This is a genomic window from Streptomyces sp. NPDC096046, assembly GCF_040303285.1.
Lineage (GTDB): Bacteria > Actinomycetota > Actinomycetes > Streptomycetales > Streptomycetaceae > Streptomyces.
In genome coordinates, this window is sequence record NZ_JBEOSZ010000028.1 from 20,092 (window position 1) to 36,794 (window position 16,703).

General features: G+C 71.2%; 15 protein-coding genes. 8 read left to right on the plus strand and 7 right to left on the minus strand.

Features of this window, described 5'->3' with window-relative positions; translation table 11 throughout:
* Positions 1 to 20 precede the first annotated feature (20 nt).
* Entirely contained in the window at positions 21 to 593 is a 573-nt protein-coding gene (gene thpR / locus ABTX62_RS23575; RefSeq protein WP_352118045.1) for an RNA 2',3'-cyclic phosphodiesterase, read from the plus strand.
* 206 nt (positions 594 to 799) lie between these two features.
* Here thpR and ABTX62_RS23580 read toward each other — a convergent pair whose 3' ends face one another.
* On the minus strand, positions 800 to 1,792 hold the full coding sequence (locus tag ABTX62_RS23580; protein WP_352118046.1) for an aldo/keto reductase: 993 nt from the start codon (positions 1,790 to 1,792) through the stop codon (positions 800 to 802).
* Positions 1,793 to 2,069: 277 nt separating this feature from the next.
* A complete protein-coding gene (locus ABTX62_RS23585; protein WP_352118047.1) occupies positions 2,070 to 2,744 on the minus strand; it encodes an SGNH/GDSL hydrolase family protein in 675 nt (224 codons plus the stop codon).
* 89 nt (positions 2,745 to 2,833) lie between these two features.
* Between ABTX62_RS23585 and ABTX62_RS23590 the strand changes: the two genes are divergently transcribed.
* Positions 2,834 to 3,808: a WD40 repeat domain-containing protein gene (locus tag ABTX62_RS23590; protein ID WP_352118048.1), complete on the plus strand. Its 975-nt coding sequence runs from the start codon at positions 2,834 to 2,836 to the stop codon at positions 3,806 to 3,808.
* Between the two features lie 240 nt (positions 3,809 to 4,048).
* Here ABTX62_RS23590 and ABTX62_RS23595 read toward each other — a convergent pair whose 3' ends face one another.
* From ABTX62_RS23595 to ABTX62_RS23610, 4 genes are all read right to left on the minus strand, one after another.
* Positions 4,049 to 4,861, minus strand: coding sequence for a glutaminyl-peptide cyclotransferase (locus ABTX62_RS23595; protein ID WP_352118049.1), 813 nt, complete (start codon positions 4,859 to 4,861; stop codon positions 4,049 to 4,051).
* A gap of 130 nt (positions 4,862 to 4,991) precedes the next feature.
* Positions 4,992 to 6,521 (minus strand): tyrosine-protein kinase domain-containing protein, encoded by a 1,530-nt coding sequence (locus ABTX62_RS23600; RefSeq protein WP_352118050.1) that lies wholly within the window; start codon positions 6,519 to 6,521, stop codon positions 4,992 to 4,994.
* A 179-nt stretch (positions 6,522 to 6,700) separates the two neighbouring features.
* Positions 6,701 to 8,608 carry a DUF4012 domain-containing protein gene (locus tag ABTX62_RS23605; RefSeq protein WP_352118051.1) on the minus strand — a complete coding sequence of 636 codons (1,908 nt, stop codon included), beginning with the start codon at positions 8,606 to 8,608 and terminating at the stop codon, positions 6,701 to 6,703.
* A gap of 112 nt (positions 8,609 to 8,720) precedes the next feature.
* On the minus strand, positions 8,721 to 9,380 hold the full coding sequence (locus ABTX62_RS23610) for a sugar transferase (RefSeq protein ID WP_352118052.1): 660 nt from the start codon (positions 9,378 to 9,380) through the stop codon (positions 8,721 to 8,723).
* Positions 9,381 to 9,572: 192 nt separating this feature from the next.
* Here ABTX62_RS23610 and ABTX62_RS23615 point away from each other — a divergent pair, with 192 nt between their 5' ends.
* The 3 genes from ABTX62_RS23615 (at position 9,573) to ABTX62_RS23625 (ending at position 12,434) form a co-directional block, all read left to right on the plus strand.
* Positions 9,573 to 10,571 (plus strand): UDP-glucuronic acid decarboxylase family protein, encoded by a 999-nt coding sequence (locus ABTX62_RS23615; RefSeq protein WP_352118103.1) that lies wholly within the window; start codon positions 9,573 to 9,575, stop codon positions 10,569 to 10,571.
* Positions 10,568 to 11,656, plus strand: coding sequence for a WecB/TagA/CpsF family glycosyltransferase (locus ABTX62_RS23620; RefSeq protein WP_352118053.1), 1,089 nt, complete (start codon positions 10,568 to 10,570; stop codon positions 11,654 to 11,656). Before ABTX62_RS23615 ends, ABTX62_RS23620 begins: the two co-directional genes overlap by 4 nt.
* A gap of 127 nt (positions 11,657 to 11,783) precedes the next feature.
* On the plus strand, positions 11,784 to 12,434 hold the full coding sequence (locus ABTX62_RS23625) for a class I SAM-dependent methyltransferase (RefSeq protein WP_352118054.1): 651 nt from the start codon (positions 11,784 to 11,786) through the stop codon (positions 12,432 to 12,434).
* A gap of 106 nt (positions 12,435 to 12,540) precedes the next feature.
* On the opposite strand, the gene ABTX62_RS23630 is transcribed toward ABTX62_RS23625, so the two are convergent.
* Complete coding sequence (locus ABTX62_RS23630; protein WP_352118055.1) at positions 12,541 to 13,356, minus strand: class I SAM-dependent methyltransferase; 816 nt, start codon at positions 13,354 to 13,356, stop codon at positions 12,541 to 12,543.
* 315 nt (positions 13,357 to 13,671) lie between these two features.
* Between ABTX62_RS23630 and ABTX62_RS23635 the strand changes: the two genes are divergently transcribed.
* Genes ABTX62_RS23635 through ABTX62_RS23645 form a run of 3 tightly spaced genes read left to right on the plus strand, consistent with a single transcriptional unit; the run spans position 13,672 to position 16,699 of the window.
* A complete protein-coding gene (locus ABTX62_RS23635) occupies positions 13,672 to 14,412 on the plus strand; it encodes an FkbM family methyltransferase (RefSeq protein ID WP_352118056.1) in 741 nt (246 codons plus the stop codon).
* A complete protein-coding gene (locus ABTX62_RS23640; RefSeq protein ID WP_352118057.1) occupies positions 14,409 to 15,569 on the plus strand; it encodes a glycosyltransferase in 1,161 nt (386 codons plus the stop codon). Before ABTX62_RS23635 ends, ABTX62_RS23640 begins: the two co-directional genes overlap by 4 nt.
* Entirely contained in the window at positions 15,566 to 16,699 is a 1,134-nt protein-coding gene (locus ABTX62_RS23645) for a glycosyltransferase family 4 protein (RefSeq protein ID WP_352118058.1), read from the plus strand. Before ABTX62_RS23640 ends, ABTX62_RS23645 begins: the two co-directional genes overlap by 4 nt.
* Positions 16,700 to 16,703: the final 4 nt, after the last annotated feature.

Consider the following 16,703-nt stretch of genomic DNA (forward strand, 5'->3'; position numbering starts at 1 on the left):
CATGGTGCCAGGCTGGACCCATGAGACTCTTCGCGGCCGTGCTGCCCCCGGACGAGGTGTGCCGTGAACTCGGCACGGTGGTGGACGAGTTGCGCGCCCTGCCCGGCGCCGACGGCATGCGCTGGACCGGCCGACCCGGCTGGCACTTCACCCTCGCCTTCTACGGAGAGGTCGACGACGGCCTCGTCCCGGAGCTGTCGGAGCGGCTGGAGCGTGCCGCGCGCCGTACCGAGCCGTTCTCGCTGGCCGTGCGGGGCGGGGGACAGTTCGGGCACGGGAAGGCGCTGTGGGCCGGGGCCGAAGGGGACCTGGCGACCCTCCGGCTGCTGGCCGAGCGGGCCGAGGCGGCGGCGCGCAAAGCGGGGGTGCCGATGGGGGAGCACCGGCGGTACAAGGCCCATCTGACCGTGGCGCGGAACCGGGCGGCGGGGGACGTGCGGGCCTTGCTGGACGTCCTCGCGGGATTCACCGGACGGACCTGGACCGTGCGCGAGCTGTGCCTGGTGCGCAGCAATCTTCCGACGTCCGGGGTCGCCGGGGAGCAGCCCCGGTACGAGGCGGTCGGGCGCTGGCCGCTCGGGGGCGCCGGTTAGGCTCGGTACCGTGGACCCGAAAACCCGCAACCGGATCATGGCCGGTGTGCTCGTGCTGATGTTCCTCGCCGTCGCCCTGGCTTCCGTGCTGGGCAGGTAGGGCGGCGGGGAACCGCGGACGGCCGTTTCCCCGCCGCGGGCCGGTGAGGGCTGGTCGCGCCCGCGCGGCGGAGCCGCGCCGACCAGCCCCGCCCCTCACGGGGCGTTCACCAGGCGAAGGCCTCCGGGCTCGGGCCCGGACCCGGGAAGATCTCGTCCAAGCCCGTCAGGAGCTCCTCGGACAGTTCCAGCTCGGACGCGCGGACCGCTGAGGCCAGCTGCTCGGCGGTGCGCGGGCCGACGATCGGGCCGGTCACGCCGGGGCGGGTGAGCAGCCAGGCCAGGGCGGCCTCGCCGGGCTCGATGCCGTGCTTGTCGAGCAGGTCCTCGTAGGACTGGATCCGCGCGCGGGTGCCGGCGTCGGCGAGCGCGTCGGCCGCGCGGCCGGAGGCGCGGCGCTTGCCCTCGACCTCCTTCTTGAGGACACCGCCCAGCAGCCCGCCGTGCAGCGGGGACCACGGGATGACGCCGAGGCCGTACTCCTGCGCCGCCGGGACGACCTCCATCTCGGCGCGCCGCTCGGCCAGGTTGTACAGGCACTGCTCGCTGACCAGGCCGATGGTCCCGCCGCGCCGGGCGGCGATCTCGTTGGCCTGGGCGATCTTGTAGCCGGGGAAGTTCGACGACCCGACGTAGAGGATCTTGCCCTGCTGGATCAGGACGTCGATCGCCTGCCAGATCTCGTCGAAGGGGGTGTCCCGGTCGATGTGGTGGAACTGGTAGACGTCGATGTGGTCGGTCTGGAGCCGCTTGAGGCTGGCGTCCACGGCCCGCCGGATGTTGACCGCGGACAGCTTGTCGTGGTTGGGCCAGGCCGGGCCGTCGGCGCCCATGTTGCCGTACACCTTCGTGGCGAGGACGACCTTGTCGCGCCGTCCCTCGCCCTGGGCGAACCAGTTGCCGATGATGCTTTCGGTGCGGCCCTTGTTCTCGCCCCAGCCGTAGACATTGGCGGTGTCGAAGAAGTTGATGCCGGCGTCCAGCGCCGCGTCCATGATGGCGTGGCTGTCGGCCTCGTCGGTCTGCGGGCCGAAGTTCATGGTGCCGAGGACGAGCCGGCTGACCTTGAGTCCCGTGCGTCCGAGCTGCGTGTACTTCATGGTGTCCCAGCCAACGTCTTGAAGTGCGCTCCAAGCAAGCACGTACTCGGGGAAGCGTGCTTTCCTCCACGCTTCCCCTACGCACCGCACCTGTTCGTCGTCTCCGGGCCGTTCGCCGGGGCGAACTCGGGTACGTCTGCGGCCCGGTGGGGGCCGGGCACCGGCCCGGGAAGGGGGCCGGCCTCAGCGCACCGCGCCGCGCGCGTCTTCAGGGTGCCGTCGTCCGAGGGCGAGGCCCGATGCTCGTGGCGGTGACCGGGGCTCGGAGGCGAGCGCGTTACGGCTCGTAAGGACCGGCCAGGGCCCAGCCCTGGTGCATCGCCTCGGCGAAGGCCGCCGCGATCTTGTGTTCGCCGTTCGCGTTGGGGTGGGTGCCGTCATAGGTGTCGGTGTCGACGTCGTACGACGGCGGAGGTGAGGCCAGCAGGACGGGGGAGCCGGGCTCGTCGAGGTCCGCGGCCGTCTTGGCGAGGAGTTCGTTGAAGCGGGCGACCTCGGTGGCGAAGGCCGCGTCCGACCGGGCGCGCACGTTCGGGGTGACCGGCAGCCACACCATGCCCACCCGCCGGTTCGCCGCTCGTGCCTCGGCCACGAAGGCCCGGACGTTCTCGGCGGTCTGCTCGGCGTTCGTGTAGAAGCCCAGGTCGATGAGGCCGAGCGAGACCAGGAGCACGTCCGCGCGGCATGAGTGCACCGCGTCGCCGATCAGCGGCGCCATGTGCTGCCAGCCCTCGCCCCAGCCGGCCAGGTGGGCCCGCGGGAAGTCCGGATCGGCGTAGGCGTACGACACCGGGGCCCCGGCTGCCTGGTCGTAGACCGTCTCGCGCGGGCCGACGAGGGCGAAGGGACCGCCGTAGGAACGGCACAGGTGCTGCCACAGCCGGTAGCGCCATGTGTGTTCGCCCGTGCTTCCGATCGTCATGGAGTCACCGACGGGCATGAACCTGAGCATCCGCTCATCATGGACGATCAGGCCCTCCGGCGGAGTGTGAGTCGGGCCACGCCCCACTGAACGGTCGGGCGGGATGGCAGGCTTGGGGCATGCGCAGACCGTTCGCCCTTCTCGCCGCGGCCCTTCTCACGGGCGCTCTCGCCGTGCCCGCCTCAGCCGCCGACGGCGATGAGAAGTTCACGATCAAGGACCCGCGCATCACCGAGTCCAGCGGCCTGGCGGCCTCGCGGCAGCACCCCGGCATCTACTGGACCCACAACGACAGCGACGACGGGGCCTACCTCTACGCCGTCGACGGCTCGACCGGCGAGACGGTCGCCACGATCACCCTGTCCGGCGTGGGCAGCCCGCGCGACGTCGAGGCCGTCTCCATCGGGCCGGACAACCAGATCTACGTCGGCGACATCGGCGACAACCTCGGCGGCACCTGGCCGTACGTCTGGATCTACCGGCTGCCCGAGCCCAAGGACCTGCGCGACCGGACGATCAAGGCCACGCAGTACGTCGTGAAGTACTCCGACGGCGCTCGGGACGCCGAGTCCCTCGTCGTGCACCCGAAGACCGGCCGCGTCTACATCGTCGACAAGAACGAGAAGGGCGGGCACCTGTACGAGGGCCCGGCCCGGCTCTCCCCCTCCGGGGCGAACACGTTCCGGCCCGTCGCGGCCGTCCCCGACCTGGAGGCCACCGACGCCACGCTCTCCCCGGACGGCGAACACCTCGTCGTCCGCAGCTACTTCGGAGCGATCGCGTACGACTGGAACGGCGGGAAGATCGAACGGAAGGAGCGGCTCGGCGTGCCGTTCCTCGGCCAGGGGGAGTCCGTCACCTACACCGCGGACGGCAAGAGGCTGATGTACGGCGCCGAAGGGGCGGACAGCCCGGTGGAGGGACAGGACGCCCCCGGTGGATCCAGCGCCTCGTCGGGCAGCGGCGGTTCGGCCGCACGGGACGACGGCGCCGCCGGCGACAACCTCGGCGGCAACCTCCGGACCGGCGCCATCGCCGTGGCCGTGGCGTGCGCCGCCCTGCTCGGTCTGCGCGGGCTGCGGCGACGGAAGTAGAAGCCGGAAGGCGTTCTCCGACGCGTCCACGATCCACCGGAGTCGAGAACCCGAAGTGGTCGGAGCCGGGGCCCGAACGTCTCCTCCGAGGGCGACGCCATCGCCGGAGAGCAACCCGACGCCCGGACCTTCTCCAGCACCGGCACCTGCCAGAGCTCCGCTTCCCGATGGTGGAGTGCGTGCGGCGCGGCTCCGAGGACGTAGCCACCGCGCGGCCGGGCCGGCCGGACCGGGGCCGGATCACCCGGCGACGAAAACCACCCGGAACATCTTCGGCCACCGCTTGCCGGTGAGCAGGAACTCGTCGGTGCCCGGGATGGCGGCGATGCCGTTCAGTACCTCGGCGGGCCGCCGCTCCTTCGAGGGCAGCAGCCCCGAGGCATCGATCTGAGCGGTGACCGCGCCGGTGCCCGTGTCGACGCGCACGATCCGGTCGGAGGGCCAGACGTTGGCATACACCCGGTCGCCCACGCATTCCAGCTCGTTGAGCCGCGGCACCGGACGGCCTCGAAGAGTGACGAGCAGTTCACCCGTCGGGGCCAGCGTGCGCGGATCCCGCAGGGTGAGCCGGGCGGAACCGTCACTGGTGACCAGCCGCCCGCGCCCCGGCTGGTGGCATACGCCCCAGCCCTCCGCCGGGTAGGGGAGACGACGCAGCTCGGCCAGGGTTCCGGCGTCCCGTTCGATGGCGATGTGGTCCCGGAAGGTCAACTGCCAGAGCGTCCGTCCGAGGACGGTGACCCCCTCCCCGAACAGCGGCGCCGGCAGGTCGGCGCGGACGGCGGGAGGCCGGCCGGGCGGGCCCCGGCGGATCGACGACTCACCCGCCAGGCCCGTCCCCTCGTAGAGCGTTCGCCCGGCCATCTCCAGGCCCTGCGTGTAGGCCTTCGGGTCGTGGGGCAGGACGTCGAGGACCCTGGCCCTCAGTTGCTCGACCGGCCCCGCGGCGGACCCGGCGGCGGCCTGTGTGCGCACCGGTGGGTCAGCCGTACAGGAGATGAGCAGTGCCGAGCTGCCCAGGAGCGTGGCCGCGAGAGCCGGCAGTACCCGCATCCGCCCGCACCGGCCCATCGGCCGGGAGCCGCGAACCGCCCTGCCGGGTCTCCTGCGCCGACGACCGCCTGGCCGGCGGCGCGGCACCCGCCGGGCGCGGCCCGGGCCGGCCGCGGCGTCCTCCCCGCGGTCAGTGATGGTCTCCGCCGTCCTGGGCGGCCACCGGCGTGGTGTCCTGTCCCGTCGGTGCGGCCGGCGCGGGGAAGGCGCCGATCGTCGCCGGCCTGCCGCGGCGGCGCAGCTGGGGCCTGAGCGGGAGCCGTGCCAGGAGCCGGAGCCGCTCCCGGCGTCCCGAGGTCTTGGGACGGTACCCGTAGCCGTACTGCTCGCTGTCGCGCTTGGCGGGCACCATGTTGAGGACGCTGCCGAGCACAGTGGCGCCGACGTCCTGCAGGGCGCGCACGGCGTCGGTGACCTGGCCCCGGGAGCTCTTCGCGTACCGGGCGGCCAGCAGGTAGCCGTCGACCGCCGAGGCCATCGCCGGTGTGTCCGCGACCGGGAGGACCGGCGCGGTGTCGATGACCACATGGTCGAACCTGCCGGCGAGCGAGCGCACCACGGCGCGGAACTGCTCCGAGCCCAGCATCTCCGCGGGGTTCGGCGGCAGCACCCCGCTGGCCAGCACCGAGAATGAGCCCGCCGACTGCATCACGTCCTCGGCGTTCGCCTGGCCGATCATCACGGTGGTCAGTCCGGCGTCCTGTACCAGGCCGAGCGCGGAGGCCACGCTGGGCCGCCGCAGGTCGGCGTCGACCAGGCAGACCGAGGAACCGAACTCGGCCAGGGAGGACGCCAGGTTGATCGAGATGCTCGTCTTCCCCTCGGCGGGCACCGCGCTGGTGACCGCGATGACCTTGGGCGGAGCGTCGACGTCGACGAACCGGAGGTTGGTGCGCAGCCGTCTGAAGTCCTCCGCCCGCCGGCCGAACGCGTCGTCGTCCGCCGCCACCGTGTGCCGGGAGGCACTCTGGTCGAGGACGACGCTGCCGAGTACGGCCGGTCCGCCGGTGTCGGCGAGACACCGGGTGAGGTCGTTGCGGCTGCGCACCGAGGTGTCCAGCGACTCCCGCGCGACCGCCAGGCCGGTACCGAGCCCCAGGCCGGCCACGAGCCCGAGTGCGAGGTTGAGCATTAGGTTCGGGGAGGTCGGCGTCTTGGGCCTGGTGGCGTGCTCGGTGATGCTCAGCCGGACGGGCGAGAGCCGGGCGCCCTCCGGTCGTTCGATCTTGGCGATGACCTCGGCGAAGCGGTGGGCGACCGCGTTGCTGATCCGGGCCGCCCGGGACGGTTCGGTGTCGGTGACGGTGATCTTGAGAAGTACCGTTTCGAGAGGCACCTCTGTGGTGATCTTCCGGGCCAGCTGTGAGGACGTCATGTCCAGGCGCAGAAACTCGGCGACCGGTTCGGTCACGTACGGGCTGGTGACCACTTCCGCGTAGGAGCGGACGCGAGCCTGGGCGAAGCTGTTGCCCTGATTGAGCTTGACCGTGTCGTCCCAGTCCTGGAGCGACACGAAGAGGGTCGAGGTGGCCTGGTACTGCGGTGTGGTGGTGTGGGTGACGAACACGCCGACCGCTGTTCCCAGCAGGCCCAGCGCCGCGATGATGCGCCAGCGCCTGACCAGGAACCGAAGGTAGTCGGACAGATTCAAGGTATCCACCCCAGGTGTGCAGAACGGTGCCGATATTGTTATTCGGGAGCTCCGTGATCGTATCCGTGATACACCGCCAAAGCGTGACATCTACGGCCGAGTCGGTCGAAGCCGCCATCGGCGTCGGCGAGGCGTGCGTTCCGGTACTGCCGCCCCGGAACCGGATCCCCTACCGCTGAGCGGGCGGATCAGCCGGTGCACGGACCGCTCGGGAGCGCCTTGGCCCGCAGGGGGTGCACCAGGGGCTGACGCAGCACGTGGACGGAACGGTCCGCCGGACGCTCCAGCAAGTGGAGTACGAGGGTGCGCACGGCGCCCGCGGGCAACTCGACGTCGAGGGTGAAGACCGGGTGGCCCCGCTCGGCGCCGTGGCTGAGCTGAGCTGAGCGTCCGTCCAGGGTGGCACCGGACAGGGTGGCGCCGGCACTGGCGTAATAGGACACCAGGAGGCGGTTGTCACCCGGCCGGGTGTCGTAGGGCGGGTCGTCCACCCGCTGGACGACGTACGGCGGGAGTCCCGAGACAGGAGCCCGGTTGGCGAGGCGCACGGTCACGGTGACCTCCCGCCGGCCGTCGACGCACCGGCCCGGTGCCCATACGAGTCGGCGGTCGAGGTAGTAGTCGAGCTTCGTACCCGCCGCGTTGTTGACGACCAGTCCGGCCAGCGGAGCCGATCCTGCGGGCAGGGCTCCGCCGAACGACCGCGCCAGGAGCTCGCGCTGCTCCGCCGCGTGCCCGCTCCACACCTTGATCCGCCCTTCTCCCAACTGCCGGTGCAGTGCCGAGAACAGTGCGGTCCGGCGTGTGGGGTCCGTCGACGCGCCGAGCAGCCGGATGGCCACCGCGCGCGCCACGTCGAGGAAGTACGCCTTGCGCCGCTTGATGTCCGGGTGGAGCGCGTAGCTGGCGCGCTCGCTGAGATCCACGACGTTGTGGGCGGTGACGGCGCTCCCGTCGGGCAGCCGGGCGGGGCCGGAGGCGGTGAGGAGCCCGGAGATCGCACCGGGGTCCAGGCCGAAGGCGCCGTCCACCCTCTGGCCGCTGTGCCGCTGCCACGCCGCGGCCCAGATCCGCGCGGCGTACGGAAAGTGCGGGCTCATGTTGGAGTTGACCCAGGTCCGGGTCGGGGCGCTGGGACCGTAGAGCCCGTCGAACTCCGCTCCCAGGTCGACGTCCGCATAAGCCTCGCTCAGTTCGGTGTCGTTGCCGAAGTGCTCGAAGCTCAGCCGGCCCCGCTCCGCCCTGAGCACCGCGAAGGCTCCGGGCAGCCCGCCCGTTCCACGAGCCTCGGCGGTGTTCTCGAACACCGCCAGATACCGCCGCGGTCCGTCGGCTCCGAGCATCGGGGGCATCAACCGGGCCGCCGCGGCGGCATCGTGGGCGAGAGGGGTGATCCGGTCGAGCTGCCGGGCGAGTTCGGTGCGCGCCCGGTCGGTGGCCGGCAGCCAGGTGCTGTGCGGGAGGCCGTCGATATCGGCACGCACCCTCGATGCGCTGCGCGAGGCCTGTTCGAGAAGGGGAGCCACCCGGCGCAGCGCGGAGAGGTCCAGGTGCCGGCCGTCGTCCGTCCCGGTGGAATCGAGCTCCGCGACGGTGCGCGCCAGGGGAGGGAGCACGTCGTGGGTCAGCCGGTCGGAGGCCTCCGCGATGCCGCGCACCGTGCGGAAGGGGCCGCCGAGAACCGGCAGATGAGCCGCCGGGAACCAGGCGGGGCCGGTCGTGAGCCGATGAGCCCGGGCGGCGTGGCCGGTGGCGTCGCGCACCGCGTCCTGCACTGTTGCGGCCTGCGCCGCGGGCGGGCCGGCGGCGGTGGCCGGGGCCGCTGCGGGATGCAGCCGCCGCAGCGTCTCCAGGCTCCGCTGGGCGGCCAGCAGTTCGCTTCGGGCGAGTACTCCGGTGACCGCGATCCAGGCGGCACCGGCCAGGACCAGTCCGGCCGCGGCGTACAGCGGCATCCTGACGCGACGGTCGCGCAGCCGGCGGACGATGACGGCGGGCAGGGCCCAGTCCTTGCACCGGCGCGGATTCCATCGGGCCCGCTCCGCACCGGGCGGGGGTTCCTGCCCCCGTGACGCACCACGGCGAGTATCGGACATCTGATGTCACTCCCTGGCTGATCTCGTTCGCTGGGGCCCGTGAGGCTCCCGCGACGCCCTGTGGGGCGCGGGGTGTGGAGGTGAACCCTCCGCGCGTCGCGCGGGAGCCGGCTCAGTAGGCGCCGTCACCGCGCAGCACCGCGGGGAGGGTCCGGCAGAGGATCGCCAGGTCCAGCCTGATCGACCAGGTGTCGACGTACTCAAGGTCCAGACGAAGGGCGTCCTCCCAGGCGAGGTCGGACCGTCCGCTCACCTGCCACAGTCCGGTGATCCCGGGGCGGACCAGCAGGCGGCGCCGGGCCTCCCCGGTGAACGCCGAGTCCACGACCGGGAGCGGACGGGGTCCGACCAGGGACATCTGCCCCCGCAGCACATTGACCAGCTGCGGCAACTCGTCCAGGGAGTAACGCCGCAACCAGCGCCCGGCCCTGGTCACCCGCGGGTCCTCGCGGATCTTGAAGAGATGCCCGCCGGCCTCGTTGGACTCCTCCATGGCGACGCGCAACCGCTCCGAACCGACGTGCATGGTCCTCAACTTCAGGACGTGGAACTCCTCGCCCCGCCAACCGGTGCGGCGCTGACGGAACAGCAGCGGGCCCGGACTGTCGAGCTTCACCGCGACGGCGGCGGCGATCAGCACCGGCGCCACGAACAGGAGCAGGACGGCGGCCCCCGCGCAGTCGATGAGCCGCTTGCCGGCCCGGACTCCCCCGTGTGCCCGCCCCCAGGGGACCGGCCGGTGAGAAGCCGTCTTCGCAGCGGTTACCGGCATCGCGCATCCCTTCGTCTTCTGCGGCAGAACGGGTGAAACGTGCCCTTGTCCGGGCGCATTGTGGCCCGCAGAACGTCTCAATCAGACTATTCCTGACTAAGAAATAGAAACACGACATTGATCTACGTTTCGGCAATGACACCGAAGCTCGCCCTCGCCACCAGCCTGGGCGGGGCGGCCGAGAGGACCTGCATGCGTGCGGTAGTGACGGGTGGGGCCGGGTTCCTCGGCTCCCATTTGTGTGAACGGCTGCTTCAGGCGGACCACGAAGTCGTCTGCGTGGACAACTTCCTGACATCCAGTCCCGAGAACATCGAGCACCTCACGGGCGACCGGCGCTTCCAGTTCCGCCACCGGGACATCACCGAGGGCCTGGACGAGCCGGGGCCGGTGGACGCCGTCTTTCACATGGCTTCACCAGCCTCGCCCGCGGACTACCTGAGACTGCCCCTGGAGACACTTCGAGTGGGCTCGGCCGGCACCTGGCACGCCCTGGATCTGGCCGCCGCCAAGGGCGCCCGCTTCCTGCTGGCCTCCACCTCCGAGTCGTACGGCGACCCGCTGATCCATCCTCAGCCGGAGAGCTACTGGGGTCATGTGAACCCGGTGGGCCCGCGTTCGGTGTACGACGAGGCGAAGCGCTTCGGTGAGGCACTGACGATGGCGTACCGCAGGAGCCGCGGGGTGGACGCCAAGATCGTGCGCATCTTCAACACCTTCGGGCCGCGGATGCGCCCGGACGACGGGCGGGCGATCCCCACCTTCATCCGCCAGGCGCTGAGCGGGGAGCCGATCACGGTCACCGGCGACGGCAACCAGACCAGGTCCCTGTGCTACGTCGACGATGTGGTCGAAGGCCTGCTGCGCATGCTTGCCTGCGACCACTGCGGACCGGTCAACCTGGGCAACCCCCACGAGGTCTCGATGCTGGAGCTGGCGCAGTGGATCGGCAAGCTCACCCGGTCCCGCTCCGAGATCACGCTCATCCCCCGTCCCCAGGACGACCCCGAGCGGCGGCGCCCGGACATCGCCCTGGCCCGCGAGTTGCTGAACTGGGAACCCATGACTCCCGTGGAGCGCGGCCTGTGCGACACCGTCACGTACTTCCGCCGACGTCTGTCCCTCGAGGAACACGCCGGGAGCGGCCCACGGCCCGCCGGATCCACGCCGAGCTCCGGAGCCCGCTCATGACCGCCCCTCCGAGCAGTCGGGCGACACCGCTGAAGGCAGCCCCCGTGGTGGAGTGCCTCGGTGTGCCCATCACCGCGCACACCCGAGACAGTGCGGCCCGCCATGTGGTGCACCTGGCCGGCCGGATGCGCGAGGCACGGCAGGGTCTCGCCGAAGGAACCGGCCGTACCGGCCGGCGCGGCAGTGACGTACACCTGTCCAACGCCTACACGCTCGCCGTGGCCGACCGGGACCCCGAACTGCGCGCCATCCTCCGCTCGGCCTCCCTGAACCTGCCCGACGGGCAGTCAGTCGCCTGGGCGAGCCAGCTTCTGCACCGCGACGACACCCTCCCGGGCACACGCGTCTACGGCCCCGACCTCTTTCTGGACGTATTCGCCCTGAGCCAGCACACCGACCTGCGCCATTACCTCCTCGGGTCCACGCCCGACGTACTGGGGGCACTCCACCGCGAACTGCGCCGGCGCTTCCCCCAGGCCCGGATCACCGGCACCTGCTCTCCGCCCTTCCGCCCGTTGACCACCCAAGAACTGCGGCAGCAGGCGAAGGACATCCGCGCAGCGGAGGCGGACATCGTCTGGGTGGGCCTCGGCACCCCCAAGCAGGACCGCTGGGCCGCCGACCTGTGCGCCGAACTGCCCGTGGTCGCCGTGGCCGTGGGTGCGGCCTTCGACTTCATCGCCGGCACCAAGCGCCAGGCGCCGCTCTGGATGCAGCACAACGGGTTGGAATGGCTGTTCCGTCTCGGTTGCGAGCCGCGCCGCCTGTGGCGGCGGTACGTGTTCGGCAACGCGCGGTTCCTGTGGGGGGTGACTCGGCAGGCTGCGGTCGGCGGGAGCACCGCGAACCCACGCGCGGTACGGGGAACGCGGCTCCTTGCCGCCAAACGCCCCACCGGTCCCGGTGTTCGGGTCTCTCAGCCCCATGACCTGGTGCAGGTAGCCGCACCGGGCGTCCCGTCCGACCGGCCGCGCTGTTCCCGAGGGGTGTCGGCCTTCGGGCGGCAGCCCCCGCCCCCCGACGTGATCAGCCAATCGCCGCACCAGGAACGGCAACGGCCCTTGCGCCCCTCCCAGGAGGCCTGACGTGACCACGCGTGCAACAGACGCGACAGATGCGACAGGCCGGGCGCGGGCGTCCGGCGCCGCATCCCCTTCCGCCGGCTCACGCATGAGAGCGGCGACGGCCTTGGCACGCACATCGATCCGGAACGTGGTCAGCGATCCCGGCAGGCCGGGCTCCCTCTCCCACCGGGCCCGTACCAAGCGATGGGCAGAACTGCTGCGACGGTTCCCGGCACTGAGCGACATGCGCGTGCTCGACCTCGGTGGAGTGCCCGAGGCGTGGCGACTCGTCCCCGTGAGACCGGCCCGAGTGGTCACCGTCAACCTGGATCCGAAGACCCTGTCGGCCGACGAGCCGGGTGTCACGGCCGTGGTCGGTGACGCTTGCGCACTCCCCGACCTGCTGGTCAGGGAGCGATTCGACCTCGTGTACTCGAACTCCCTCGTGGAGCATGTCGGCGGTCACGCCAACCGGCTGCGCCTGGCCGAGACGGTACACGCGATGTCGGACCGGCACTGGATTCAGACCCCGTACCGGTACTTCCCTGTCGAACCGCACTGGCTCTTCCCTGCATTCCAGTTCCTCCCCCTCAGGGCACGCGCCGAGGTCTCGATCCGCTGGCCCTTCGGCCACACCAGGTCCACCGGCCTCAAAGCCGCCGTCGACGACGCGGCGTGGGTGGAGCTGCTGGACTTCACCGGGATGCGCCGGTACTTCCCTCACTCCGAGATCTGGTCCGAACGTATTGCCGGACTCCCGAAGTCACTCGTGGCGGTGAGCAGAGCAGGACAGGTCTGAAGAACAGACACACGGAAATTCTTCGGCAAGCCCGGAAGACGTCCGCCGCCGCAGGGGCGGGCGGCGGAACGGATTCCGGCCGACAGGCCTGTCAGCGCAGGCGAGCTCAGCGACGATTCCGGGCCGCGACTCCGAACATGTTGGGTGGCCCGATCCGTTCACCGACGCGTTGCAGCATTCCGGACTGCGTGGACCAGTAGCGCCGCAGCTCCGTCTTCTCGAAGGCCGGAGCAAGCAGCCCGCGCAGGGCATCCTCGTCCACACCGTTGCGCACGACGTGGTACTCGACCATGTCGGCTTCATTTGTCTCGTCGTACACTCCGCGCAATCGGCGCATCCGGGTGGCGAGACCTCGGCGGAATTCTCCCTGCCCCAGCCGCCAGAGCAGATAGGCGCCGCGGTCCTTGCCCATCGAAATTGCGGACCGTCGGGGATACCAGAGCGGGTCCTGGATGCTGAGGAAACCACCGCCGGGCACGATGCGCTCGACGAGCCGCTGGACGGTGCCGAGGTAGTCCGGAATGTGGTGCAGCACAGAGATGCACACGACAGCGCCGAGGGGGGCACCACCGTCACAGGCCGCCCGGCCGTCGGGGTCATGGATCACCTCGACCCTCGGGTTGTGCCGGAAGCGGTGACCCAGAACGGCCGCGCTGGGCCCGCTCATCTCCGTCACCTCGACATCGGCGCCGGCCGCCAGCAGGTGATCGGTGAAGGTGCCGTGCCCGGCGCCGAGTTCCAGCACCCGGCATTCCCCGTTCAGGTCGATGACCTCCCCCACCAGGGAGTGCAGTTCTGCGATCACGCGTTCGCGGACGCTGTGGTGGCGGATGTGCGGCGAGCCCTTCGCGTAGTCGTGCCCGTCGCCGTGTCCCTGTTCCTGCAATTGCCCCATGGAGGGGCCGGTTGAAGTGGTCGTCACGCACGACACGCTATGCATGCCGTATCCGTCCCGGTGAACGCGATAAGATCGGACCCGGCGGAATTCACGCGTTCGGCACTGCCACTCGGCCTCACGGCGGAACCCTTGAACGCTTAAGGCGCGAAGGGCCGGTCGTGCCACTTACCGGGCATGTGAGAAAAGCGCACTAAGGTGTGCACGGCTCTGGAGCACATGCGGAATGAAGACCCGCTCCTGCAGCGCCGCGAACCCCGCCCCAGTGCACCGGTGCCGGATGCGTCGGCAAGGACTGCGCGAGTGTCCCCGTACCTCTGGACAGCAGGCAAGGAGCAGTACGTGACCCTCCTCCACCGCGCGCGCAGATCAGTGCAGCGGCTCGGTATCGACATCACCCGTCACCCGGCGGACTCGTCGGGCCGGCGACTCGTCCAGCTGCTGCGGAAGTTCGACATCAGCGTGGTCCTCGACGTGGGCGCACACTGCGGCGGTTACGCGACGATGCTCCGCCACGGCGGTTACCGAGGCCGTATCGTCTCCTTCGAGCCGCTCGACGGGCCGGGCACCGAACTGCGCCGCCGGGCGTCGTCGGACCCGTCCTGGACCGTGCTGCCGTTCGCGCTCGGCGACCGAAGCGGCACCACGGTGATGCACGTCGCGGGCAACTCGGGCGCCAGCAGCTCCGTCCTGCCCATGCTGGAGCGCCACTCACGGGCCGCCCCCTACGCCGCCTACACCGGTGAGCAGACCGCCGAGGTCCGTCGGCTCGACGAGTTGTGGGAGCAGCTCGTCGCTCCGGGCGAGCGCGTCTTCCTGAAGATGGACGTCCAGGGCTACGAAGGACACGTGCTGCGTGGTGCGGGGAAGCGCACGGCAGAATGCGTCGGTGTCCAGACCGAGACGTCCCTCGTCCCGCTGTACGAGGGTGGGCTGCTGTTCAACGAGGCACTGGCCCTTCTCCAGACCGAGCTCGGCCTCACTCTGATGTCCGTCGTCCCAGGCTTCGCCGATCCGGAGTCGGGCCAGATGCTGCAATGCGATGTGGTGCTCTTCAGCGAACGACAGGCGGCGCACGCGTGAGGCCGCTGCGGATCGCACTCGTCCACAGCTTCTACCGTTCCTCCGCCCCCGGCGGCGAGAACGAAGCCACTGTCGACCAGGCGGAGGCGCTGCGCAGGGCCGGACACGAGGTTCGGACGGTCGCCGCACACACCGACGAACTGCAGCGCCGGCCGCTGTACGCGATGCGCCGCGCGGTCAGCGTGGCGGGCGGGCGCGGCCCTTCGCCGCTGTCCGAGCTGCGGGCCTTCGCCCCGGACGTCGTGCACGTGCACAACCTCTTCCCCAACTTCGGCCGGGCCTGGGTGACCGATTGGCACGGTCCGCTCGTGGCGACCCTGCACAACTTCCGCCCACTGTGCGCGGCAGCGACGCTCTACCGTGACGGCGCGGTCTGCACCCGCTGCCCGGACGGCGACCGCTGGGCCGGGCTGCGCGCGGGCTGCTACCGCGGGTCGCGGCTCGCCACGCTGCCGCTGGCCTGGGCGGGACGCCGCGGCCCCACTGCCGACCCGCTGCTGCGCCGAGCCGACCGGGTGGTGGTCCTCTCCGAGCTCAGCCGTGCCACCTACGCCGCCGCCGGGGTGGACGAGCGGCGCCTGGCGCTCGTCCCCGGCTTCGTGCCCGGCGTGAGCGGTGCGACCGCCGAGCCGGGAGAACGCTGGGTGTACGTGGGCAGGCTCTCCGCGGAGAAGGGCATCCTGGAACTGCTGCGCCGCTGGCCGTCCGGCGAGCTGCTGGACGTCATCGGAAACGGTCCGCTGGCAGACGCCTGCCGGGCGGCCGCACCCCGCTCGGTGCGGTTCCACGGCGCGTTCGAGCGCACCGAAGTGCGTCGCCGGCTGCCGGGGTACCGCGGTCTCGTCTTTCCGAGCCGTTGCTACGAGGGCGCTGTCCCCCTCGTCTACATCGAGGCGCTCGCCGCCGGTCTCCCGGTGCTCGCCTTCGAGGGGTCGGCCGCACCCGGCGCGGTACGGGACGAGGGCACCGGCACCGTCACCGCCTGGGACGACCCACTGGAGCAGGTGCTGCGCGAGGCAGCGGGCCGTTTCCCGGGGCTGCGCGACCATTGCCGGCGCGTGTACGAGGAGGCATACAGCGAGCAGGTCTGGACCACGCGTATGGTCCGGCTCTACCGTGAACTCTGTGATGCGCCGAAGGCGCTGGAGCGGGCATGACCGGCACGGCGAAGGCTCGCGTCACCTTCGTGCAGCCGTACCTGACGGCGTACCGACTGCCCTTCTTTGCCCGACTCGCCGATGAACTCGCCTGCCGGGGAATTGAGTTGACCGTCGCCCATGGTGCGCCGACCGGTGACTGGGTGGCCCGCCGCGACAATGTCGTACTGCCCGGAGCGGTCGAGTTGCCCCAGCGCGACTGGCGGCTCGGCGGCAGCCGGATCGTCTGGCGCCCGCTCGCTGAACTGGCGCGCTCCTGTGACGCTCTGGTGCTCCCTCAAGCTCTGAACCAGCTCGACGCCTATCCGCTGCTCGCCCGCCGCAGGCGCGGTACGCCGGTCGCGCTGTGGGGCCATGGGCGGACGCATTGCGTGCGGCACGGCGCAGCGGCGCGGTGGGCCAAGGCCGCGCTGACCCGCAGGGCCGACTGGTTCTTCGCATACACCGACGCGGGCGGTGAGTACGCGGTACGGGCCGGCGTGCCGCCGGAGCGGGTCACGGTGGTGCGCAACGCACTCGACACCACGGCGCTGGCCGCTGCATCGAACGCGGTCACGGAGGACGAACTGACCGAGGTGCGCGAGCGATACGGGTTGACTCCCGGACTCACCGGGCTCTACATCGGAGGGCTCGACCGCCACAAGCGAATCCCCTACCTGCTCACCGCGGCGAAGGAGATCGCGCGCCGCGTCGCCGGGTTCCGGCTGGTGGTCGCGGGCGACGGCGCCGAGCGGCGACTGGTGGCGGGCGCGGGGGGCGCGGTCATCGCTGTCGGACCCGCCCACGGAAGGGACAAGGCGCTGCTCGGCGCCGCCGCGGACGTCATGCTGGCACCGGGGGCGGTCGGGTTGTGCGTGGTGGACTCCTTCGCACTGGCGACCCCTCTGGTGACCTGTGTCTGGCCCTTCCACGGCCCCGAGTTCGACTATCTGCAGAATGGGCGCAACGCCTTGGTGGTCGACGGAGACACCGACCGCTATGCGGCCGCCGTGGCGGGACTCTTCCTGCGGCCAGAGCGGTTGGCCCGGCTGAGACAGGCCTGTCGTGCGGACGCGACGCGGTACACGGTCGAGGACATGGCCGCCAGGTTCGTCCCCGGCCTGGAGGCCCTCGTCCGGGGTGACGCGTGAGGGT